12 protein-coding genes are annotated in these 23,953 nt (G+C 67.3%); 3 read left to right on the top strand and 9 right to left on the bottom strand.

Annotation, left to right across the window (positions count from 1 at the left end; translation table 11 throughout):
• Nucleotides 1–76: 76 nt before the first annotated feature.
• From pyk to ACYQ4W_RS08995, 3 genes are all read right to left on the bottom strand, one after another.
• A complete protein-coding gene (pyk, locus tag ACYQ4W_RS09005; protein WP_459855491.1) occupies nt 77–1,498 on the bottom strand; it encodes a pyruvate kinase in 1,422 nt (473 codons plus the stop codon).
• Between the two features lie 100 nt (nt 1,499–1,598).
• Nucleotides 1,599–5,387, bottom strand: coding sequence for a PAS domain S-box protein (locus ACYQ4W_RS09000; protein WP_459855488.1), 3,789 nt, complete (start codon nt 5,385–5,387; stop codon nt 1,599–1,601).
• Entirely contained in the window at nt 5,384–6,265 is an 882-nt protein-coding gene (locus ACYQ4W_RS08995; protein ID WP_459855486.1) for a transporter substrate-binding domain-containing protein, read from the bottom strand. Before ACYQ4W_RS08995 ends, ACYQ4W_RS09000 begins: the two co-directional genes overlap by 4 nt.
• 273 nt (nt 6,266–6,538) lie before the next feature.
• Between ACYQ4W_RS08995 and mdh the strand changes: the two genes are divergently transcribed.
• Entirely contained in the window at nt 6,539–7,468 is a 930-nt protein-coding gene (mdh, locus tag ACYQ4W_RS08990) for a malate dehydrogenase (protein WP_459855484.1), read from the top strand.
• Between the two features lie 81 nt (nt 7,469–7,549).
• On the opposite strand, the gene ACYQ4W_RS08985 is transcribed toward mdh, so the two are convergent.
• From ACYQ4W_RS08985 to ACYQ4W_RS08960, 6 genes are all read right to left on the bottom strand, one after another.
• The gene (locus ACYQ4W_RS08985) at nt 7,550–14,737 is read right to left on the bottom strand and encodes a PAS domain S-box protein (protein WP_459855482.1); all 7,188 of its coding nucleotides are present in this window, start codon (nt 14,735–14,737) and stop codon (nt 7,550–7,552) included.
• A 307-nt stretch (nt 14,738–15,044) separates the two neighbouring features.
• A complete protein-coding gene (locus tag ACYQ4W_RS08980; protein WP_459855479.1) occupies nt 15,045–15,854 on the bottom strand; it encodes a DmsC/YnfH family molybdoenzyme membrane anchor subunit in 810 nt (269 codons plus the stop codon).
• Complete coding sequence (locus tag ACYQ4W_RS08975) at nt 15,851–16,420, bottom strand: 4Fe-4S dicluster domain-containing protein (RefSeq protein WP_459855477.1); 570 nt, start codon at nt 16,418–16,420, stop codon at nt 15,851–15,853. The genes ACYQ4W_RS08980 and ACYQ4W_RS08975 overlap by 4 nt, the downstream gene beginning before the upstream one ends.
• Before the next feature lie 12 nt (nt 16,421–16,432).
• The gene (locus tag ACYQ4W_RS08970; protein ID WP_459855473.1) at nt 16,433–18,706 is read right to left on the bottom strand and encodes a molybdopterin-dependent oxidoreductase; all 2,274 of its coding nucleotides are present in this window, start codon (nt 18,704–18,706) and stop codon (nt 16,433–16,435) included.
• A complete protein-coding gene (locus ACYQ4W_RS08965; RefSeq protein WP_459855470.1) occupies nt 18,703–19,308 on the bottom strand; it encodes a TorD/DmsD family molecular chaperone in 606 nt (201 codons plus the stop codon). The genes ACYQ4W_RS08970 and ACYQ4W_RS08965 overlap by 4 nt, the downstream gene beginning before the upstream one ends.
• Before the next feature lie 108 nt (nt 19,309–19,416).
• Nucleotides 19,417–20,736 carry a helix-turn-helix transcriptional regulator gene (locus tag ACYQ4W_RS08960; protein ID WP_459855469.1) on the bottom strand — a complete coding sequence of 440 codons (1,320 nt, stop codon included), beginning with the start codon at nt 20,734–20,736 and terminating at the stop codon, nt 19,417–19,419.
• Between the two features lie 297 nt (nt 20,737–21,033).
• On the opposite strand from ACYQ4W_RS08960, the gene ACYQ4W_RS08955 reads away from it, so the two are divergent.
• Nucleotides 21,034–21,399 (top strand): hypothetical protein, encoded by a 366-nt coding sequence (locus ACYQ4W_RS08955; RefSeq protein WP_459855466.1) that lies wholly within the window; start codon nt 21,034–21,036, stop codon nt 21,397–21,399.
• Between the two features lie 174 nt (nt 21,400–21,573).
• Nucleotides 21,574–23,709: a Tex family protein gene (locus tag ACYQ4W_RS08950; protein ID WP_459855464.1), complete on the top strand. Its 2,136-nt coding sequence runs from the start codon at nt 21,574–21,576 to the stop codon at nt 23,707–23,709.
• The last annotated feature ends 244 nt before the right edge of the window (nt 23,710–23,953 follow it).

The raw sequence follows: 23,953 nt of genomic DNA, 5'->3' as shown, positions 1-23,953 counted from the left end.
ACAAAAGGCCCCGTGAGCATTCTCGCGGGGCCTTTTTCGTTGTGCGGCGGCGGTTGCCGGCTGGCGGCGCGGGCCGCTATTTGTAATAGACCTTGAGCTCGTTGGTGTGGGCCTCCACCTGGCCCGGCGTGGGCTGCCCGGCGATGAGGATGGCGCTTTTGCCCGGCGTGAACTTGGGCGACTCGTGCACGTACTTTTCCGCGCGCTGCACGTGGTTCTCCAGGCGGGTGTCCACCAAACGCGGTTCCACGCCCCAGAAGAAGTTCAGGTGCTTCACCGTGGGCTGGTTCGGGGTCAGGGCGTGGATCATGTGCTCCGGCCGGCGGGAAGACAGGAAGCGCGCCGTGGAGCCGGACTCCGTGTGCGCCACCAGGCCTTCGCTCTCCGCGTTTTGCGCCAGCAGGCAGGCGGCGTAGGCCAGGTACTTGGCCGGGTTCTTCTCGATCTTGGGGGCGAAGGGGCCCTTCATGCGCTCGATGTAATACGGCTCGGCGTTCTCGGCGATCTCGCTCATGAACTTCACGGCCTCGACCGGGTAGTTGCCCATGGCCGTCTCCTCGGAGAGCATGACGCAGTCCGCGCCGTCGAGCATGGCGTTGGCCACGTCCGCGGCCTCGGCCCTGGTGGGCAGCGGGTTGTTGACCATGGAGAGCAGCATCTGCGTGGCCACGATGACGGACTTCTGCGCGTGGCGGCAGGCGCGGATGATGCGCTTCTGGATCACGGGCACGGCGGAGAGCGGGCACTCCAGGCCCAGGTCGCCGCGCGCCACCATCACCGCGTCAGTGAGGCTCAGGATGGACTCCAGATTGTCCACGGCGTTCTGCCGCTCGATCTTGGCCACCACGGGAATGAAGCGCCCGTGCTTGTCTATCTCCGCGCGGATGTCGCGGATGTCGTCCAGGGTCTGCACGAAGGAGAGGGCCACGGCGTCCAGGCCTATGTCCATGCCCTCGTGCAGGTCGCGGCGGTCCTTGGCGGTCAGCGCGGGCAGGGGGTGGAACTTGCCGGGGAAGGCGATGCCTTTTTTGGAGGTCAGCACGCCGCTGTTCTTCGACTGCATGACGAAGAGCTTGTCGGCTTTGCGCACCTCGGTGACGGTGAACTGGAGCATGCCGTCGGACAGGGACACGGGCATGCCCGCGGCCAGGCCCAGCAGAAGTTCGGGCATGTCCAGGCTCACAAAGGGCATGTCGGGTATGGCGCCGCGCTCGTCGGGCAGGCCCAGGGCCAGGCGCTGGCCTTTGGTGATCTGCAGGGGCGAGTTGTCCACGTCGCCGATGCGCACCTTGGGGCCGCACAGGTCGCCCATGATGGTCAAGGGCTGGTCCAGGTCGGTCTCCAGCTTGCGGATGAGCTGGACCGTGGGCAGGAAGGTGGCGGCGTCGGAGTGGGAGAAGTTCAGGCGGAAGATGCGCGCGCCATACCCCACCATGGCCTTCATGGTTTCGTAGTTGTTGGAGGCTGGCCCAAGGGTGGCGACGATTTTTGTGTGCATGTCTCTTCCTCGCAGCGGTGCAAAAGTTGTGAAGCAATACCCGTTGTCTATGCCGTAATGGCCGCGGGCTCAAGGAAAATGACCACCCCCGCGCGCGGGCCTACTGCATCAGCTTGCGCTTGATGCGGCCCAGGGCGGCCTCCAGTTCGTCCTGCTGCACGGGCTTGGCCACGTGGTCGTCCATGCCCGCGGCGAGGAAGCGTTCGCGGTCGCCCTCCATGGCATGGGCGGTGAGGGCGATGACGGGCACCTTGGCGCGCTCGCCCAGCTCCGGCATGGCGCGGATGATCTGCACCGCCTCCACGCCGTCCATGTCCGGCATCTGCACGTCCATGAGCACACAGTCGAAGTCCTCGCGCTCCAGGGCCTCTATGGCCTCGCGTCCGTTGGCCGCGGCCACGCACACGTGGCCCATGCGCCGCAGCATCACCTGGGTGGAGAGCAGGCTTATCTCGTCGTCCTCCGCCACCAGGATGCGCAGGCCGGGAGCGGGCGCGTGGGGCACGGCGAACCGGGGCGCCGTCTGCGTCGCGGCCTGCTTGAGCGCGGCTAGAGCCGGCGCGATGGTCATGGGCAGGGCCACATGGACGGTGGTGCCCGCGCCCAGGTCGCTCTCCACGCAGAGGCTGCCGTCCATGAGCGAGACGATGCGCTTGACGATGGCCAGGCCCAGGCCCGCGCCCTCGTAGCGCCGCGCGTAGGAGGCGTCGCTCTGGGTGAAGCGCTCGAACAGGTAGCCGATCTTCTCGTCCTCAATGCCCACGCCGGTGTCGCTCACCCACAAATGCAGGTGCGAGATCTGCGGATTGGTGGCGCATGGCCTGGCCCAGGCTCCGATGCGGATGAAGCCCGCCGGGGTGAACTTGATGGAGTTGCCCACGAGGTTGAAAAGGATTTGGCGCAGGCGGGCCTCGTCGCCCACAAAGAACTCGGGCACGGAGTCGTCCATGTCGCTGCGCAGCGAGAGCCCCTTGCTGCGGCTGACGAACCCAAGCACGTTGACCACGCCCGCGCAGACCTCCCGCAGTTGGAAGGGCTCCCGCGCGAGCACGGTGCCGCCAGCCTCCAGGCGGGAGAAGTCCAGAATGTCGTTCAAAAGGTCGAGCAGCCTGCGGCCGGCGTCCAGGGCCATGCCCACAAAGCGCGTCTGCTCCTCCGGCGTGGCGCCGCCCTTGAGCAGTTGCAGCATGCCCAGCACGCCATTGAGCGGCGTGCGGATCTCGTGGCTCATGTTGGCCAGAAACTCGCTTTTGGCCTTGGTCGCGGCCTCGGCCAGCTCCTTGCTGCGCACCAGGGCCGTCTGGGCGCGTTCGCGGTTCGCCACCTCCCAGGCCATGCCCGCCAGGGTGGCCAGGGTGTCCGCATCGCGCTCGTCGTAGTCCAGGGGCTTGTTGCCCACGGCCATGCAGGCCACCAGGCGGCCCTTTTCGCGCACGGGCACCAGCAGCTCACGCGTCAGGGGCACGTGGCCCGGCGGCAGGTCGTTGGGAAGGCTCTCCGGTGTGTTTCGCATGACGGGCTTGCTGGAGCGCATGCCCTTGGCCCAGCCGCGCATGCCCTCGCCTTCGGCTTGGCACTGGGCCTTGGTGCGGGTGGACCAGTGCAGGGGCAGGGGCTTGCCGTCCTCGTCCGAAAGGTAGAAGAAGCCGACCGTGCTGCCGGTGATGGCCTCGGCCTGGTCCAGGGCGGTGGTGAGGGCGGCGTCCAGCCCTTCCTCCTGGGCGGCGCGGGCCAGTTCCAGGCGCGTTTCCAAAATGCGCTGCACGCGCTTGCTTTCGGTGATGTCGGCGCACATGCCGAAGCTGCCGCCGAACGCGCCGTCCGGTCCGATGATGGCGCTTGCGCTCACCAGGACCCAGATTTCGGCGCCGTTCTTTGCGCGCAGGCGCCGCTCGTAGCGTTCGGACTGGCCGCTGTGTCGTGCGCGCATGTGGTTTTTGTAGTCCTTGTGGTCCTCGGGGTACATGAAGTCGGTCATGGGCCGGCCCATGGCCTCCTCCACCTCGCAGCCCAGCAGGGCGGCCATGGTGGGGTTCATGTAGCTGGTGCTGTCGTCCGGCCCCAGGGTCCATATGCCTTCGTTGGCGGTCTCCACAATGCGCCGGAAGCGCGCCTCGCTCTCCTCCAGGGCCTGGGCCACGGCCTTGCGTTCGGAGATGTCCTCCTTCACCGCGATGACGTGGGTGATCGTGCCGTTGGCGTCGCGCAGGGGGGAAAGGCTGGCGGCGGCCCAGTACGGCTCGCCGTTCTTGCGCCTGTTGCGGAATTCGCCGTGCCAGTCCGTGCCGGAGACGATGCCTTGCCAAAAGCCCCCGGCGAGCTCCGGCGCGAGGTCCTGCAGCTCCAGGAAATGGGCGCGTGCGCCCATGGCCTCCGCGGCGGTGAAGCCGGTGATGTGCTCGTAGGCCGGGTTCATGTACTCGATGCGGCCGTCGAGGTCGGTGATGACGATGGCCGCGGGGCTTTGCTCCACCGCGCGCGAGAGCTTGCGCAGGCGGTCTTCGGCGCGCTTGCTCTCGTGGATGTCCAGGCAGTGGCCGATGTAGCCCGTGAAGACACCGTCGCTGTCGTAGCGCGGGGTGCCCTGGTCCACAATCCAGCGGTATTCGCCGCTGGCGTGGCGCAGGCGGTATTCCATGCTGAAGCGCTCGCGCCGGTCAAAGGCGGTGACGTAGATCTGCAGGCAGCGGTCGAAGTCGTCCGGGTGCACGCCCTCGGCCCAGCCGTTGCCCAGCTCCTTTTCCAGCGGTCTGCCGGTGAAGGTGAGCCAGGGCTCGTTGAAGTAGTTGCAGAGCTTGTCGAGCCCGGCTGTCCAGATGAGGGCCTGGCCGTTGTCGGCCAGGGTGCGGTAGTGGTGCTCGCTTTCCCGAAGGGCCTGCCTGAAGGTGTGCTCATGGGACTGGTCGCGGAACACCAGCACCGCGCCGATGACAGCTCCGTCTTCGTCCTTGATGGGCGCGGCGCTGTCTGAAACGGGCCGGTGCTCTCCGCTTTTGGCGAGCAGCAGCGTGCCGTTGGCCAACTCCACCTGGACGCCGTCGCGCAGCACCTGGGCCACGGGGTTGGGCACGTTTTGGCGTGTGCGTTCGTTGATGATGCTGAACACCTGGCTCACCGGCGCGCCGCGCGCCTCGGCGTCGGTCCAGCCGGTCAGCTGCTCGGCCACGGGGTTCAGCAGCTCCACGCGGCCCTGTTCGTCGGTGACGATGACGCCGTCGCCGATGCTGCGCAGGGTGGTCTCGTGGCGCTTGGCCTGGGCCCGGCGCAGCGCCTCGGCGCTCTCACGCGCGCGCGTGGCGAACAGCAGCACGATGCCGCCGCCGCAGAGCAGCATGGCCGCAAACAGCAGCGCCAAGCCGTATTCCCGCGCCAGGTCCTCGTGCAGGCGCATCATGTCCTGGCGCGTGTCCGCGTCCAGGCGCTCGGCTTGTTGCTCCAGTTCGTGGAAGGCTATGCGCAGAGTCGCGGCCTTGTCCGCGCGGGTGTTGCGCAATTCGCCCATGCCGGCCAAGGCGTTCTGGAAGGCGCGGGCGCTTTGCTGGAAATGCGCTGCGGAGGCGGCGTCCGTGGTGTTCCGCGCGGTGAGGGATTCCTGAAATGACCGCAGCGACTGGTCGATGAGCGCCATGCCCTGGTCGCGCTGGTAGGGGGAGTCGGCTCCTCCGGCCAGGCTCAGGGCGAGCAGGCCCCTGGCGAGCTCCACCCGGGCCTGGCGCAGGGCGTCCTGCCGCTGGGTGGCCTCGGTGAGCCGCTCCTGGTGCGCCAGGTGTACCCAGGCCACAAGTCCGCAGACCAGGAGAGACAGGCCGATGATGCCCCATATCTCCCAATGGCCTTGGCGGGGTTTGCGCTCCGCGGGGCGAAGGTGTGTCTGGTCCGCGGGCGTCATGGCGCGAGTATCTCCTTGGCGCTGAGCGCGCCGGGATAGTCCTCCGGCGTGAAGCCGAACTCCTGCATCAGCGCCGCGTAGGCGGCGCTGGCGAGGACCTGCTTTTGCGCGGCGTTCCACGCGCCGAGGAGCTTCGCGTCCTTCTTGCGGAAGGCGAAGGCCCCGTAGCCCGCGCGGCGCATGAGCTTCGGGTCGGGCTGCTCAAAGGGCCGGGCCTTTTCCGTGCGGCCCAGCTGGTCGTGCCGGATCATCCATTCGATGGTGGGCGAGGAGAGGGCCAGGGCATCGGCCATGCCCGTCTCCACGGCGACACGCCCGGTCTGCGCGTCGGGCACCGGCACAAGCTGCGTGCCCGGCAGGCCTATGCGCCGCAGGAGCAGCTCCTCCACCGCGCCGGAGAGCACGGCCACGCGCACGCGCGGCTTGCCCAGGGCGTCCTGGTAGGAGCCCAGCTTGTGCGGGTTGCCCGCGGCCACCAAAAGCCCTTGGGAAACGTGGAAGATGGGCTCGGAGAAGTTGGCGCGCTGGGCGCGTTCCGGCGTGATGAACATGCCCGCGGCGATGACGTCGATGCGCCCCTGCTCCAGTTCGTCCAGAAGCGCGCCGAACTCGGCCATGCGCCACTCGACGCGCGCGATGCCCAGGCGGTCCGCCACGAGCCGGGCCGTCTCCGGCGACTGGCCCGTGACCTGCCCGCCGGGCTTGAGAAAGGCGTGGGGCGCTTCCACCGCGTAGCCGATGCGCAACACGCCGCCGCGCAGGGCCCCGCCGAAAGGATCATCTTGCGGGCCGGTCGCGCCGCGCATGACGGTGAGCACAAGCACGAAGGCGAGCAATATGCCCGCGGCGGCAGTGGCGAGTAAGGCTGTTCTGCTCATGAACGGCACCAGGTCCAGAAGGGTGAGCCCGCGTCCGAAAGGGGGAACTCCGGCGTATGCGGCGCAAGTTGCGTAACAAATGAGGGTCCCAGATATTTTTCTATACCTCCCTAGCGCGAAAGGAGTCAACACGAACGCCGGAAATGTTTGCCCCGCATGCGGATTATGTCTCTGGGCGGGAGCCTTGGCCGGGCCGGATGTTTGACAACCAGCCCCGACTGCGCCATGAATATTGAGGAACCAGGTCCCTGATTGAAAACGGAGGGCGCGGAAATGAACGGCAAGATCACGGTGTTTGGCGCGGGCAACGTCGGCGGGGCGGTCACGCGCAGGCTCATTGAACGCAAGCTGTGCAAAAGCGTGGTGCTGGTGGACAAGGCGCCCGGCAAGGCCGAGGGCATCGCTTTGGACATCCTCGAGGCCAGCCCCATCGACCTGCTGGAGCCCGCCTGCATTTCCGGCGACAACCTGGAGGAGACCCGCAACTCCGACGTTGTGGTCATAACCGCCGGGGCCACGCGCAAAGAAGGCATGACCCGCGACGACCTGCTCAAGATCAACGCCAAGATCGTGGGCGAGTGCGTGGCCAACGCGGCCAAATACAGCCCCTACGCCTTCTACATCATCGTCAGCAATCCGCTGAACGTCATGTGCCACGTGGCCATGCGCGCGGGCCAGCTGCCGCGCACGCGCGTCTCCGGCATGGCGGGCATCCTCGACTCCTGCCGCTTCCAATACTTCATCGCCAAAGAGCTCGGCGTCAGCGTGGAGAACGTGCAGGCCATGGTCCTGGGCGAGCACGGCGAGGACATGGTGCCCATTCCCCGCTACTCCACCGTGGCCGGCATTCCCGTCACCGAGCTGCTGCCGCCCGACAAGCTGGAGACGCTCATCCAGCGCACGCGCGACGGCGGGGCCGAGATCATCCGCCTCATGCAGACCAGCGCGTTCTACGCTCCGGCCTCGGCCGTGACGCAGATGGTGGCCGCCGTGATCATGAACAAGCGCAAGATTCTGCCCTGCGCCACCTACCTCACAGGCGAGTACGGCATCAAGGACGCCTTTGTGGGCGTGCCCGTGAAGCTTGGTGCCAACGGCGTGGAGGAAGTGCTGCAGATTGAGCTGACCGACGAGGAGCGCGCCAAGCTGCTGCACAGCGCGGAAAAGATCCACAAGCAGTTGCAGGTGCTGGACGAGGCCTAACGGCGACGCGTCCGCTGATTTGTCCGAGGGGGTCCGGGGGGAATCATTCCCCCCGGCGGGTCAAGGGCGGAGCCCTTGGTTCTATTCTTCTCTCCCGTCCCCATCCCCGTCCCCATCCTCGCCGCGCCGCATGACGCGCTCCAGGGCCTCGCGCAGCTGTTCCTCCTGCACGGGCTTGCTGATGTAGTCGTCGAGCCCGGCGGCCAGGAACTTCTCCTTGTCGCCGGTCAGGGCGTAGGCGGTGAGGGCGATGATCCGCACAGCCGCGTGCTCCGGCCCGAGCTTGCGTATCTGCTCCGTGGCCTCCACGCCGTTCATCTCCGGCATCTGGATGTCCATGAGCACGCAGTCGAAGCGCTGGCGCAGCACCGCCTCCACGGCCTCGCGGCCGTTGCCGACGCAGACGGCCTCGTGCCCCATGCGGGTTATGAGCGTCTTGAGGGCCAGTTGGCTGATGGTCTCGTCTTCGGCGATGAGGATGCTGAGTTTGCGGGCCGGTGTGCTGGAGTCGTCCAGGGCCGAGGCGGAAAGCGCGGTCGGCCGCTGCTCGAGCCGCAGCGGCAGGTGCAGGTAGATGGCGGTGCCCAGGCCTATGGCGCTGTCCACGGCGATGTCGCCGCCCATGACGTGCATGAGGCGCTTGACGATGGCCAGGCCAAGGCCCGCGCCCTCGTACTGCCGCGTGTAGGAGGCGTCCGTCTGGGTGAAGCGCTGGAACACATGGTCGATCTTGTCGTCGGGAATGCCGATGCCCGTGTCGCTGACGCAGATGTACAGGTGCGCGCGGCCGGGATCTTGGGCATGGGGCCGGGCCCAGGCGTGTACGCGCACGAATCCGGCCGGGGTGAACTTTATGGCGTTGCCCACGAGGTTGAAGAGGATCTGGCGGATGCGTGCCTCGTCGCCGATGAACCGGCCGGGCATGCCCGTCTCGGCCTCGCACGAGAGCTCCAGCCGCTTGGACATGCTGGCCAGCTTGAACACGTTGGTCACGGAGTCGAAAATGTCCTTGAGCTGGAAGGGCTCGCTGGTGAGGGTGATGCGCCCCGCCTCCATGCGCGAGAAGTCCAGAATGTCGTTCAGCAGCGAGAGCAGCCTGCGCGCGGCGTCGAACGCCATGCGGGAGTAGAGCACCTGCTCGGAGGGCGAGGCGCCGTCGCGCAGGAGCTGCAGCATGCCCAGCACGCCGTTGAGCGGAGTGCGTATCTCGTGGCTCATGTTGGCCAAGAACTCGCTCTTGGCGCGGTTGGCGGCTTCGGCCGCCTCCTTGGCGGCAAGCATGGCCAGCTGGGCATTTTTGCGCTCGGTCACGTCCATGCCGTAGATGTTGACGTAGTCCTTGTCGGCTATGGGCACCGCGGCCATGTCCAGAATGGTGTTGTGCAACACCACTTCAAAGGTCGCGCGCCGGTGATGGCCGACGGCCTCGGATATGTGCTGACGTAAAGGCTGCGGGAAAATGTCTCCCGGGTCGATGCCGAAGTATTCAAGGAACGCTTCGCTGGCCTTGTTGGCATGGGTTATGCGCATGTCCGGGCCCAGGCGCAGCACGAGCGAGGGGTTCTCCTGCGGGAACTTGGCCCAGCTTTGGGCCTCCAGCTCGGCCAGCTTGCGGTCGGTTATGTCGCGGTTGCTTATGCGCCGGCCCAGGGCCTGCCCGTCGTCCGAGCGGATGTCCACGCAGTGGTGGCTTATCCAGACGATGTGCCCGTCCTTGTGGATGATGCGGAAGTCGAGGCTGGTGCCCTTGGAGCGGTCGATGTCTGTATCGCGCAGGTGCTCCTCGTAGAGAATCCTGTCCTCGGGGTGGATGATTCTGACGATATGCTCGGCGTCGGTGAGGAATTCCTCCGCGTTGTAGCCGGTCACCCGCGCGCACGAGGGCGAGACCCAGACCAGCTTGCCCTTGGCGTCGCGCCAGTATTCCCAGTCGTAGGTGTAGTCGGCCACGGTGCGGAACTTGAGCTCGCTTTTGCGCACGGCGTCCTCGGCCGCGCGGCGCTCGCTGATGTCGAAGAAGGTGGCCATGAAGCCGTCGGCCACGGGGATGCCGGAGACGATGACGGTGCGCACCTCGCCGTTCTTGCAGGTGACGCGGTATTCCTCTGGGGCGATGTCGGTGTGGTTCCGGGCGGCGTCGCCCAGGGCGGCGTCCCAGGTCTTGAGCACCCATTCGCGGTACTCGGGGTCGGGGTAGGCGGCGCGCCACCACTCGTCCAGGGTCGGCACGTCGCGCAGCTCGTAGCCGAAGGTGGAGGTGAAGCGCGCGTTCAGGTCGAGGATGCGTCCCTCGCGGTCGACAAAGGACAGCGGCACCGGCGAGAAATTGAACAGGTCGCGGAAGCGCTGCTCGCTCGTGCGGACGTTGTCCTCGGCCTTTTTGCGGTCCGTTATGTCGATGACGATGCCGTGGAAGCGCTTGACGCGGCCCTTGACCACAAGCTGCGGTTGCCCACGGGTGAGCAGCCAGTGCAGGGTGCCGTCCGCCGCCAGGACGCGGTACTCCATGGAGAGCGGCCCCGCGGCCTCTACCGCGGCCTGCACGGCCTGCACGGCGGCCTCGCGGTCGTCCAGATACACGGACTCGCGCCAGGCGTCATAGCAGGCCTGCTTCTGCGTGGGGTCGACGTTGTACAGGCGGAACAGCTCCTCGGACCAGATGTTCTCGTTGGTCTCGACATCCCATTCCCAGGTGCCGGCGTTGGCTGCCTCAAGGGCCAGGCCCAGGCGGCGCGAGGTCTCCAGAAGCGCTTCGTCGGCCTGCTTCTGCTGGGTCACGTCCTGGAAGATGACCGCGAAGGTGCCCTTTTGCGCCGGGAAGGCCGAGACGCGGAAGTGCTTCTTCAGCTCCGGCACGTAGCTTTCGAAGGAGACCGGTTCGCCCGTGTCCACGAGCTTGGTGTAGGTCTCCAGGTCCGGCGCTTTCTTGAGGCCGAAAATCTGCGTGACCCGGCGGTCGAGGATGTCCTCGCGCCGGACGCCCATGATGCGCTCGTACGCGGGGTTCACGTCGCGCACGGTGTAGTCGACGGCCTCGCCCTTGGCGTTGCGGTATAGCTCCAGCACGCACAGGCCTTCGATCATGGACTCGAAGAGCGTGCGGAAGCGCTGCTCGCTTGTGCGCAGCACCTCGCTCGCCAGGTGCCGCTCCGTCACCTCGAAGGCCAGGACGAGGATTTGGGCCACCTTGCCCGCGGCGTTCCGCAGGGGAATGTAGTCCGCGTCCCACCACGTCTGCCTGTCGCCTATGGGCACGGGGAAGTCGCGCACGTTCGTGGGCTCGCCCGTGTTGTAGACGTGGTCGAACAGGGCCGTCACCTGTGCGGAGACCTCGGGGAAGAGTTCGGCGATGGTGCTGCCCACCACAGGGCGCGACTTGTCCGCCGGAACGGTCTCGTACACCGGGTTGGCCAGGACGAAACGGTGCTCCGGGCCTTCCACCACGCCGATGAGAATGGGCGCGTGCCGGATGAGGTTTTCCAGAAACGCCTTTTGGCGCTCAACCTCGCCGAAGTAGGCGGCGCGCTCGGTTTCAAGGCGCTTGCGCTCGGTGATGTCCTGCACGGTGCCGTGAAGGCCCGTAACCTGGCCCGCGCCGTCGCAGAGCACCTCGCAGCGGGTGTTGATCCAGATGGGACGGCCCTGGCGCAAGGCCGTGACCTCCAGCTCATAGCCCACGCCTGTGCGCACCGATTCCTGCACGGCGGCGTTGATGCGCTCCCAGCTGTCCTCGGGGTAGAGGGTGCCCTTCTGGTCCGCAAAGTCGGGCATGGCTCCCGCGGGGTCCAAACCGTAAATGCGCAGCAACTCTTCGGTTCCTGTGGTGGCGTCGGTGGCGGCGTCCCAGTGCCACGAGCCGATGTGCGCGATGCGCTGGGCCTCGCGCAGGTCCTGCTCCTGGTCGCGCAGGGTCTTTTCCGCCCGCTTGCGCTCGGTGATGTCCAGGGCGTAGGCCACGCGCGAAACCGACCGGCCCTGATCGTCCTTGAGGATGGTGAGTTCGAGCAGCACGGGGAAGGTGCTGCCGTCGCGCCGCTGGTGCGCGGATTCGAACACGCCGTGCCCCACGGCCTCCAGGGCCTTGAGCCGCTCGAACAGCGCTGTGCGCTCCTCCGGCGGGAACAGTTCGGCCACGGGCAGGCCCGTCAGCTCCTCTTGCGTGTAGCCGCGCTCCTTGGCGAAGGAGGGGTTCACGGAGGTGAGGGTGTTTGTGGCGACGTTCGAGATGGCGATGCCGAACTCGGCCCTTTCGAACACGTGCTGCCAGCGCTGGGCCTCTGTCTGGGCGCGTTTCAGGTCGGTGATGTCGAGGAAGGCGCCCACCGCGCCGGAGACGTCGCCCAGGAAATTGCGCAGGGGCGCGGCATTGCCCAGGATGGTGCGGGGATTGCCGTCGGCGAAGACCAAGTCGAGTTCCAGGCCGGCCACAAGCTCGCCGCGCGCGGCCACGCGCATGGGCAGCTCGTCGTAGGTCAGCTCCTTGCCGTGGCTCCAGAACGTGTAGGGCAGCTGGTCTTGCGATTTGCTGACATTGACCCCAGGCGGCATGCGCAGCAGGCGGTAGCTGGCCTGGTTGCCGATGATGGTACGCGCCTCTGTGTCGCGGGTTATCCAGACCGCGGCCGGCACCTGCTCCATGATGGCCTCAAGTTCTGCGGCGCGCCGCTCGGACTCCTTGCGGGCCAGATCGAGTTCCCGGGTGCGGGCGGCCACAAGCCCTTCCAACTCCTCGTTGTTCAGGCGCAGCACTTCTTCCGCGGCCTTGAGCCTGGTCACGTCCGTGTAGGTCATGACCAGCCCTTCCACATCGGCGCGGGGGCTGCGGTAGGGGAAGGCGCGCTTGATGAAGCTGCGGCCTTCGCGGTCGTGCACCTCGCGTTCCATTTCGCGGCATTCGGCCAGAACCCGTTTGGCGTCGGCCACCAGGTGCTCGTCCAGCACGCGCGGCTTCACATCCGCAATGCTCCGGCCCTGGTCCGTCACCGCAAGGTGGAAGATCTCCGTGGCCGTGGGGGTGGTGCGCACTACGCGCAGCTCGTTGTCCAAAAACACAGTGGGCACGTTGGTGCTGCGCAGCAGGTTCTCCACAAAGCCGTGGGCCTGGGCCAGCTCCTCCACCTTGACGGAAAGCTCTTCGTTCAGCGACTGCAGCTCCTCGCGCGAGGCGTCCATCTCCTCGTTGGAGGACTGCAGCTCCTCGTTCATGCTGATGAGCTCCTCGTTGGAGGCGCGCAGCTCCTCGTTGAGCTTCTCGTATTCCTCCACGGCCTTTTGCAGCTGCTCCTGGGTCAGCTGCAGCTCGTCCTCGTAGCGCTGCACCAGGCCGGACTCCGTGAGCCGCTCCATGTCGCGCCAGCCGGCCTGGGCCTCGAGGCTGGGGCTTGGCTCAAACACCACCAGCAGCGAGGTGAGCATGCCCGCCTCGTCCAAAACCGGGTCCACGCACAGGTCCACCTTGCGGGTGGGCTCGCCCGAGAGGCGCAGGCCCGGCGCGCGGGTTTTCTGACCAGTGGCGGCGGCATTTTGCAGCGCGCCGCGCAGGGCAAGGCGCAGGTCCTTGCGCACAAGCTTGAGCATGTGCAGGCTGGGCGCGCCCGGGGTGAGGGAAAGATAGGGCGCTGTGTCGCCGCTTAGGTGCAGCACGTTGAATTCCGGGCTCACCAGCACGGCCGGAGGATCATAATGGCGCAAGAGCGCCTCGGCCGCGATGGTGGCGGAGCTTTTGGACCGGGCGCCTCCGGCGGGTTCCTGCTGCTCCGGCATGGCGGGCGCGCGGCGCAGGCCCAGCACCTTGTGCAGGCTTGGGCGCTCCGTGGTGGCCCGGTTGCGGAACAGCCGCCATTTCTTGTCCAGGGGCTCCAACTGCAGCAGGGTCGTGTCCGCGTTCTCCGCCGAGCCCAGGAACAGGTAGCCGCCGGGGTTGAGCGCCCCGGTGAGCAGCGTCAGGGCTTTCTCCTGCAGTTGGGCCGTCAGGTAGATGAGCAGGTTGCGGCACAGAACAAGGTCCATGTGCAGGAAGGGCGGGTCTTGCAGCAGGTTGTGGTGCACGAAGACGATGCGCTCGCGCAGGCGCTGGCGCACGGTGCACTCGCGGCTGTTGCAGTGGAAGTGCCGCTCCAGGCTCTGCGCCGGAACGTGCTGCATGGCGCGCTGGGAGTATGCGCCCCGGCGCGCGGCGTCCACGGCGGTCTGGTCGATGTCGGTGGCGAAGATTTTGACGGCGCAGGCTTGCCCGGTGCTTTCCATGTAGTCGTCTATGAGCATGGCCACGGAATAGGCTTCCTCGCCCGTGGAGCATCCGGCTATCCAGACCCGCACCGGGTCGTCGCCGCAGCGCCCGGCGAAGATGCCCGGCAGGACCTTGTCGCGCAGCAGGTCGAAGGCCTCCGGGTCGCGGAAGAACGAGGTGACCCCGATGAGGAGGCTTTTGAAGAGTTGGAGGCGTTCCTCCGGGTTGTTCTCCAGCTCCTCCAGGTAGGCGTCCAGCCTGCTGTGGCCCGTCAAGAGCCTGCGCTTGTTGATGCGCCGGACGATGGTGCTTTGCCGGTAGCCGGAAAAGTCCTGGCCGGTCTGCTGGCGCAGCAAGGCCAGCACCTTCTGTATCTGGGCCGTCCTGTCCGCGCCGCGCGGGTTGGCGTGGATGAGCAGCCTGGGCAGGCGCTCGCCCAGGTCCTCAAGGCTGAGCACGGCGTCGGCCACGCCCGATTCCAGAACGCTGGCCGGCATGCCGGCATGGATGGCCGTGGCGGGGTCCTGCACCAGCACCAGGCCGCCGGCCTTGGCCAGATGCACCGCGCCCCGGGTGCCGTCCGTGCCGGAGCCGGAGAGGATGACGCATATGGCGTTCGCGCCCTGGTCTTTGGCCAGCGCGTCCAGAAAACGGTCGATGATGCGGTAGCCCAGGTCGTGTCCGGGCGGCAGCAGCCTAAGCACGCCGCTCTCGATGCCCAGGTCCCAGCCGGAGGGCACGGTGTAGAGATGGCCGGGCCTGAGGGGCGTGACTTCCCGCACCACCACGACGGGGATGGCGGTGAAGCTCGCCAGCACCTCGGACATGTGGCTTTTCTTGTCCGCCGGCAGGTGGGTGATGACCACCAGCGCGGCTTGCGGGGTTTCTTTCAGATTGTGCAGCAGGATGCGCAGGGCCTCAATGCCGCCGGCCGATGCGCCCAGCGCCACCACGGGGAAGGGCAGGGGCGTGCGGGGTCTGGCCGCGTCCGCGTCCTGAGGCCCGCCTGGTGCGGGTTCTGGCGGCTTCCGTCCGCTCATGGGGCTCCTTCTAAAGCGGAGGGCTGGCCTGGCTGGCGCGGCAGAGACAACGATATGGATTCATAGTTAGTCTCTACCTCCGGTGTCCGGATTATTCAACACAAAAAGAGAAAAAGCGGTGACGGCGCACATGCGCGCGGCAGGGTGCAGGGCAGGGCGCAGGGCAGGGCGCGCGGCAAGGGCGGAAAGAAAAGCCCGGCCGGGACGCGTGGTCCTGGCCGGGCAGAGGGAAGGCCGCCCCAGGCGGGCCTGCAAGCGGGGAAGGCCGTGGCAAGGCGGGGCGGATGGACCGCCCGGCGTTGCGGGTTTAGTACAGTCCGCCCATGTTCACGGCGGTGTGCACGGTTTCAAGGTAGAACACGATGCGGCCGCACAGGGCGCCCAGCATCAGGGCCCAGGGCAGCCACGCCGGAATGGTCCTGGTCCGCGTCACCACGGCCAGCGGCAGGGCCAGGCCGATGACGATGTGCGCCCAGTAGAGCGGCGAGCTCAAGTAGGCTTGGGCTGTCAGGCGCGTCACCGTGCCGCCCGTGAGCCAGATGCTCGGCGCCAGCAGGTGCACGCAAAGGGCCACCCACAAGGCCGGGACAAGCACACGCGCCAGGGCGGGCTTGGCGTCCTCCGGCGCGAACATGCTTGCCGCGCCGGCGCCCAGCACCAGCGCGCTCAGCAGGAACAGCGCAAAGGGCAGGCCGTTGTCCACGGCGGGGAAGCTCGGCGGGGCGTAGGTCATGCCCTGGATGAACAGGGCGGCGAGCCCGAGCGCGGCGCTCAGACGCACCAGGATCGCGGGCAGGCCCTTGAGTGCGGTGACGGCGACGAGGGCGGTGAGCAGGCCGAAGGCCAGCGCCTCACGCGAGAGCCAGGAGGTGGACAGGTGCTTGAGCGCGGTGATGGAATCCAGCGGGTGGCCCAGGTGGAACAGCGAAAGCAGCAGGCCCAGCGCCAGCATGCCCGCGGCGGTCAGCCACAGCTTGCGGTCGGGATCGGCGGCGGGGGCTTGTGCGTCCGCGCCGGCCAGGCTCCAGCGGCGCGCGCCGGAGAGCAGCGTCAGGCCGATGGCCGTTTGGCTGAGCAGCGTGAAGAACACAAGGGGCAGCTCCATGCTCGGTTTCATATGTCCTCCCTCCTCTGGATCTTGGGCAGCTCCGCCTGGCGGAAGCGCGTGGACGGGTTGAGCTTCTCCATTTTTGGGTAGCCCGGGGGATATTGCACGGCGTTGGTTTCGCCAAAGGTCGCCAGGTCGATGAGCGTCAGCGCGTTGACCGGGCAGCTCTGCACGCAGGCGGGCTTGAGCCCGGCGTCCAGGCGCTGCCAGCACAGGCTGCACTTCTCGGCCCGCTTCTCCACGGGGTTGTAGTGCGGCGCGCCATACGGGCAGGAGCGCACGCAGTTGCCGCAGCCGATGCATTTCTCCTGCTCGTGCACCACCACGCCGTCCTTCTCGCGCTTGTAGTAGGCCTCCACAGGGCAGGCCTCCAGGCACACGGGTTTTTCGCAGTGGTTGCAGGCCAGCGAGTAGAACGCGCGCTCATGGTGCGGGTAGATGTCCTCCTTGAGGGGATGCACCTGCCGCCAGGCCACGCCCTGCTCGGTCTGATACTGGTTCTTGCAGGCCATGGCGCAGGTGAAGCAGCCGATGCAGCGCTTGGCGTCGACGTAGAAGGCGAGTTGCTTTTTCATGGTGCGGTCCTCCTATGCCCGCGCGATGTCGGCGAATTGGTCGTGGATGGCCACGCCGGGCGCGCCGGTCTTGAACTTGCCCATGTCCGACGAGGTGTCGTCCACCAGATTTTGGCAGTTGAAGCCCAGGCCCCGGAACCAGGCCTCGTAGAGCAGCAGGGTGTCCGCCGGGACGTTGGCGGTGAGCTTGGCCTTGAGCCGCACCTCGCCGGTCTTGTTGAACACCTTGACCAGGTCGCCGTCCTTGATGGACCGCGCCTTGGCCGCGGCGGGGTTGATGTACACGATGGGCTCGTTGTTGAAGTCCATCATCCAGTCCAGGTTCTGGAACTGCGAGTGCAGGCTGAACTTGCTGTGCGGGGTCAGCACGCGCAGCTTGTCGTAGGGCTTGCGGCCTTCCACGAACACGGGCAGGGCGTTGTTGCCGTTTTTCTCGCACAGCTCGGACTTGAACTCGTACTTCTTGGAGGGCGTGGCGAACTTGAGATCGCTCCAGGCGGCCTGCGGCATCTTGGCCTTCACCGGGCCCTTGCGCAGCTCCTCCCAGCTCTCGATGCCGAAGAGGTCGTAGATCTTCTTGTTGAACTCCTTCTCCATCCACTCCTTGGTGTCCAGCTCGGTGGGATAGGTGCAGGAGCCCGCTTCCAGCTCGTTCATGCGCTTGGAAAGCGCCGCCGCGATTTCGATGTTGCTCTTGCTCTCGAACAGCGGCTTCACCGCCTGCTCGTTGATGGACAGCCAGTAGTGCCAGTACGAGACGTTGACGGTCCATTCCTCGAACAGGCTGGTGACGGGCAGCACGATGTCGGCCTGCTCCACGGTCTGGTTGAAGAAATGGTCCACAACCACCACAAGCTCCAGCTTCTTGAAGGCCTCCAGGAGCTTCATGCGGTCGAAGTCCTGGGAGAGCACGTTCTTGCACGAGACCCAGAGCATGCGGATGGCCGGGTCCTTGGCGTCCAGAATCTCCTGGGCGGTCTTGTTGATGTTCAGGGCCCGGTCCGTGTAGGTGGGGGCCTTTGCGCCGCCGCCGAAGTCGAATTCGCCCTTGGGCCCGGCCGCGCCCACAAAGCCCTTGCTGCCCTCGGGCGGCTTGCGGATCATGGCGTTGTAGTTGAATCCCCAGGTCTGCAGGTGGCCGTAGCGCGCGCCGCCGCCCACCTTGCCCACGTTGCCGGTCATGGCCACCAGGGCGTCTATGGAGCGGACCATGGCCCCGCCGTTGGTGTGGCGCTGCATGCCATAGCCGATCCAGATGGTGGCGGGCTTGGCCTGGGCGAATTCCTCGGCGATGGCGCGGATGCGCCCGGCCGGAACCCCGCTGACCTTGGCCGCCCACTCCACGGTGACTTCCCTGCGCAGATAGGCCGCGAACTCCTCAAAACCCACGGAGTTGGCTGCAACCCAGGCCTTGTCGTACATCTCCTTGTCCAGCAGGTGCCGGCACATGCCCAGCGCCAGGGCGCCGTCGCCCCCGGCGGCCACCTGCAGGTACTCGTCGGCCTTGGCCGCGGTCTGTGTGAACACGGGGTCGATGACCACCAGCTTGGCTCCGGCGTCCTGCGCGGCGTAGAGGTATTTCATGCTGTGCACGGAGCACCAGGCCGGGTTGCCGCCCCACACGATGATGTAGCGGCTCTTGTCCATGTCCTCGGGGTCGTTGCACCACATGTTGCCCAGGTCATAGTTCTGGGCGTCTATGCCCGCGGGCCAGCAGGGGGTGCCCACCAGGCGCGTGGTGTAGCCCAGGGACGACATGAGCCCCTCCACGCCGTAGTTGGTGATGCCGAAGTTGCCGGAATATTTGGTGAGCGCCAGGCCCAGCAGCGAGCCGTCCTGCTTCTTGAGCTCCAGAATCTTTTTGGCGATGCGGTCCATGGCCTCGTCCCAGCTGATGCGCCGCCACTTGCCCGTGCCCCGGCCCTCCTGCAGCATGGGGTACTTGATGCGGTCCGGGCTGTAGGCATAGCGCACGTAGGAGTTGCCCTTCACGCACAGGCCGCCGTTGGTGAAGGTGGATTCCGGCGCGCCCTCCACGAAGCGCACCACGCCGTCCTTGACGAAGCTCTTGATGGAGCAGGTGTCGTAGCAGTTGCGCGGGCAGGCGTTGCGGAACACCTGGTAGCCCTGCTCGAAGTTCTGGTTGGCGTCCGCGTCGCGCGCGCGCAGCATCAGGCAGGGGGCCAGCGCGGCCGCGCCGCCCAGGGCCAGGCCCTTCAGAAAGTTCCGCCGCGAGATGCCGCAGGCCAGAACCTTCTCCATCTTGTGTTTGTCCCATCCGCTCATGAGCATTCTCCTTCTGTTGCCGGTTGGGTGTCGTCGCCATAGGGCGGCAGAACGGCCTTCTCCGCCCGGAGCCACTTTTCCAGTTTGCGCACGGCGAAGCCGATGACCGCCGGGGTTGCCGGAGAGCGCAGCACCCGGTCCGCGAACACGGGAATCCAGGCGTCCATGTGCTCGGCCACGAAATAGCGCCGCAGCGCGCGCAGGTTTTCATCGTTTGGCGCGGCCTCTTGGCGGGCGCGCAGGGCAAGGGCCGTGTCGATCTCCACCGAGAGGTGGTCGTCGGGCGCGCCGCAGCCGCGCACCGTGGCCTCCAGGCCGAGGATCTCGTGCACGGCCCGGACCATCTCCGTGGCGCGGCCCAGCAGCCTGGGCTCAGGGTCCAGATAGACCGAGGAATAGGGCGGGGCCACAAGGGCGCCCGGCCCCACGAAGAGACGGTTGAAGGCGTATTCCGTCTCCAGCCAGGAGACTGGCTCCGGCGGGGCCGCGCCCCCGGCCGCTATGCCGGCGTAGGCCCGCGCCAGGCCGGCCGCGTCGGCCGCGGCGAAGAAATCGCGCAGGGCCTGGGCCAGCCGGATGCTCTCAGCTGGATTCTCGTTCATGATTGCTCCTTCTCGCCACATGTTGCTGCCATGATGCGAAAGTGAAGGAATCGTGACTGGAATCAAAGAGGAGAAAATGGGGAGATAATGGGTATACCCATCTCCCCATTATTCGTCGGCGGGCGAGTGCTTGCGCGTGCGCAGGAAGGAAAAGAGATTGGCGTTGCCGCCCTTGAGGTTCAGCTTCTTTCGGATATTCTTGCGGTGGGTCTGCACGGTCTCCACCGAGAGCTTGAGCGCCTCGGAGATGTCCTTGGTGCGCTTGCCCGCCTGTATGAACTGGCAGACCTTGAGCTCCATGGGCGAGAGCCTGAGCAGCCTGGCGTCGTCGTCCGCGCTTTGGCCGCTGCACAGGCGCAAAAGCTGGTCGCCCAGCAGGTCGGCGTAGGCGCTGCGCACCGCCGGGGCCTCCTCCCGCTGGAAGCGGGCCAGGGTGGGCATGAACACCTGGCGCACCGTGCGGGCCAGCTCCTCGTGGAACTCCTCGCGCTCGCGCTTGATGGAGCTTATGACATTCCTGAGGGTGATGTTCATCTCCACCAGCCGGGCCTTTTCCGTCTCCAGCTCGGCCGTGCGCTCCTGCACCTTCTGCACCAGCACCTCGCGGTGGCGCACATGGGCGGTGATGTTCATGAGCAGGAACAGGTAGCCCTTGGAGGCCAGGCTCACGTCGCGCAGGGGGGCGATGTTCAGCTCGAAGTAGTAGATGTCGTCGTAGATGCCGATTTCGTGCTGGGCGCTGGGCGGATAATAGGCCAGCACCTCGCCGATGGACGAGCCCTCCAGGCCGAGGACCGACCACACGGGCTGGCCCACGCACAGAAGCTCGCCCAGCAGCCGTTGCGCCGTGGCGTTGGCCTCGGTTATGATGCCTGCGGCGTCCGTGGCCAGCACCAGGTCGGAGGTGCAGGCGAAGATGTTCTCGAACTTGTTCTTTTCAAGGGTGAGCTGCCGGTTGGAGGCGTCGAGCCGGGCCTTGTTCTCGTCGCTGCCCATGAGCACCGTATCGGCCACCAGCAGGGTGACGGCGGCGTCGGCATGGCGGTGGATGATGCGCACGGCCGCAAGCGTGCGCGGCCCCTCGGCGTCCATTTCCTCGAGGATGTCCTCCACCGCCTGCACCAGGGTGGTGAAGCAGCCGATGAACATCTCCGGGGTGACGCCGCGCAGGCGGTGCCGGTGCGACATCTGGATGAGCCCGTCGGCCCAGCCGCCGCTGTTCTGGATCAGCGCGGGAAAGTCCTCCAGGGGCAGCCCGCGCTCCAGCCGCTCCCAAAGGGGCTCGAGGAAGCCGTTGTACGAGCGGATGCAGTCCTCGCGCTTGGCCGTGGTGCTTTGCAGATATCCGGCCAGGGCCATGCCGCGCTCCCATTTGTCGAGGAACGCGGGCACGGTGCGGCGCAGGTCGAGGATGAGTTGTTCAGGCATGGCGCGCAAACCCGTGTTGGCATGAAACAAGGAGGCTTTGCATTGCTCTCCATACGAAGGTCGCGGAGCGTTGGCAACTGGTTCCGGGGGCTGGCGCTCGGTCTTGCTGCGCTGCTGGCCCTGCCGTGCGGGGTCTCCCTCGGGGCCGCGCGCGGGGCGGAGGCCTCGGCGGATGTCCTGGCGGATGTTCCGGAGAACGGTCCTGCGGATGCCCCGTCTGCCGGCACATCCGCGCGCCCATCTGTCCGCCCTCCGGCCCGCCCAGTTGTGCGGACGTCAGCCGGTCCGGCCGTCCGGGTGGCGGAGAGGGCCGCGGCGCGCCCGGCGGACGCCGCCTGTCCGCTCACCACGCCGGTGTTCACGGCCCGGCTCGACGCCCGGCGCTATGCCGCCAGCGCGGGCAGCCCGGCGCACCTGCGCGTGCGGCTCACCCCGGCGCGCGTGCCCGAGGGCTTCTTCGTCACCTGCATCATCGACGTGCTTTCCGGCCCGTCCGGCCGCAAGCCCGCCATTCTCACCGGCTATCCGGTGAGCGACGTGACCGCGTACGAGCCAGGAGAATACCGCCTGCGCGTGCTGGTGAACCTCATCGCCAAGTCCAGCTGCGGCGGGGTCAAGGCCGTCACCCTGCTCGACCGGGAGGTGGCCCTGCGCGTGCAGTGAGCGGCGCTTGCCGCGCCTGCCCATGTGCCGTCTTTCGCGCTGCGCACTTTCAGGCCGCGGCATTCTCGTGTAGTTCCCCCGGTGGCGTGAGCACACGCCAAGACAGGGCCGCGCCGGCCGCGACAATTTCAATGATCCGCCAGCGCGGCATCCACCACAGCAAGGAAGCGCCCAGTGAACGAAGCATACTCCCCCCGCATCGCCGGGGAATTGTCCCTTTCCGCCGCCCAGGTGGCCGCCGTGGCCAAGCTGGTGGAGGAGGGCGCCACAGTCCCCTTCATCGCCCGTTACCGCAAGGAGGCCACCGGCTCCCTGGACGAGGTGGCCGTGGCCGCCATCCGTGACCGCCTGGCCGAGCTGGCCGAGCTGGACAAGCGGCGCGAGGTCATCCTGGCGTCCCTCGACGAGCGCGGGCTGCTCACGGCGGAGCTCAAGGCCGCAGTGGAAAAGGCCCCGGACAAGGCCCGCCTGGAGGACGTGTACCTGCCGTACCGCCCCAAGCGCCGCACCCGCGCCATGATGGCCCGCGAAAAGGGCCTGGAGCCCCTGGCCAAGGCGCTCATGCTCCAGCAGGGGCGCGACCCCAAGGCCCTGGCCCGGCCCTTTGTGGACGAGGCCAAGGGCGTGCCCGACGTGGACACAGCCCTTGCCGGCGCGCGCGACATTTTGGCCGAGGCCATGGCCGAGGAGCCCCGCCTGCGCGCAACCGTGCGCGATTTGTTCGCGCGCCGTGGCCGTTTCCAGTCCAAGGTGGTCAAGGGCAAGGAGCAGGCCGGGGCCACGTACCGCGACTGGTTCGCCTGGGACGAGCCCCTGCGCGCCATTCCCGGGCACCGCGCCCTGGCCATGTTCCGGGGCGAGGCCGAGGGCTTTTTGTCGCTTTGCCTGCGCCCGGCCGAGGAGGAAGTCTTTGAGCTGGCCCGCCGGGCCTATGTGCGCGGTCGCGGCCCGGATTCCCTGGAGGTGGAGGCGGCCCTGGCCGACGGCTGCAAGCGCCTGCTCGCGCCATCGCTGGAGAACGAGCTGCGGGCCGAGGTGAAGGCCAGGGCCGATGCCGAGGCCATACGCGTGTTCGCCTCCAACCTGCGCGGGCTGCTGCTGGCCCCGCCCCTGGGGCAGAAGCGCGTGCTGGCCCTCGATCCCGGCTTCCGCACCGGGGCCAAGCTGGCCGTGCTGGACGCCCAGGGCGCGCTGCTGCACCACGCGACCATCTACCCCACCACCTCGCCAAGCCAGCGCCAGGCCGCCGCTGCTACCCTCAAGGAGCTCTGCTCCCGGCACAAGGTCGAGGCCATCGGCATCGGCAACGGCACTGCCGGGCGCGAGACCGAAGCCTTTGTGCGCGAGCTGGATCTCGGCATTCCCGTGGCGCTGGTGAACGAGGCCGGGGCGTCCATCTATTCCGCGTCCGAGACGGCCCGGCGGGAGTTCCCCGACCTGGACCTCACCGTGCGCGGGGCGGTCAGCATCGGACGCAGGCTCATGGACCCCCTGGCCGAGCTGGTGAAGCTCGACCCCAAAAGCATCGGCGTGGGCCAGTACCAGCACGACGTGGACCAGGCGGGCCTGCGCAAGGCCCTGGACGACGTGGTCATGAGCTGCGTCAACGCCGTGGGCGTGGACGTGAACACGGCCAGCCAGGAGCTGCTGGCCTTTGTTTCCGGCCTTGGCCCGGCCTTGGCCAAAAACGTGGTGGCCCACCGCGACGAGAACGGCCCCTTCGCCACCCGCGACGCCCTGCGCAAGGTCAAGCGCCTGGGCCCCAAGGCCTACGAGCAGGCGGCGGGCTTCTTGCGCGTGCGCGGGGCGGAGCCCCTGGACTTAAGCGCCGTGCATCCGGAGCGCTACGCCCTGGTCAAGCGCATGGCCAAAGACGCCAAGTGCGCGGTGCCGGAGCTGCTGGCCAGCGCGGAGGCACGCTCGCGCGTGCGCCTGGCGGACTACGTGGCCGAGGACATCGGCCTGCCCACGCTCAACGACATCATGGCCGAGCTGGAGAAGCCCGGCCGCGACCCGCGCGCGGCCTTCAGCGCCTTCGCCTTCGCCGAGGGCGTCAACCGCATCGAGGACCTGGAGCAGGGCATGGAGCTGCCGGGCATCGTCACCAACGTGACCAAGTTCGGGGCCTTTGTGGACATAGGCGTGCACCGCGACGGCATGGTGCATGTGAGCCAGCTGGCGGACCGCTTTGTGGCCGATCCCGCGCAGGTGGTGCACGTGGGCCAGGAGGTGCTGGTGCGCGTGACCGAGGTCGACTTGCAGCGCGGGCGCATCGCCCTCAGCATGCGCACGGCGGGCGCGGCAGGCTAGGCCGCGCGGAGCGGCGGCGCGCCGCCTCCGGGCCAGCGCGGCGGCTAACCGACCGGGAACGCATGCTTCTTGACATTGTCACGAGAATCTCGCGCATGGTTCAACCTCCGCCGGGGCCGTGGCCGCCACGCGGAGCCGCGCGCGTCGCCATGCGCTATTTCGTCCCAAGGATGATTGCGGACCAAGGCGATGCGTGGAATACTGGCGTCTTGGGGAGGAGCGCCTCCCAGCTTTTGCTTGTGGT

This window comes from Humidesulfovibrio idahonensis, assembly GCF_054657715.1.
Note: the sequence above shows the minus strand (reverse complement) of the source record. Positions and strands in the feature narration are given on the sequence as shown.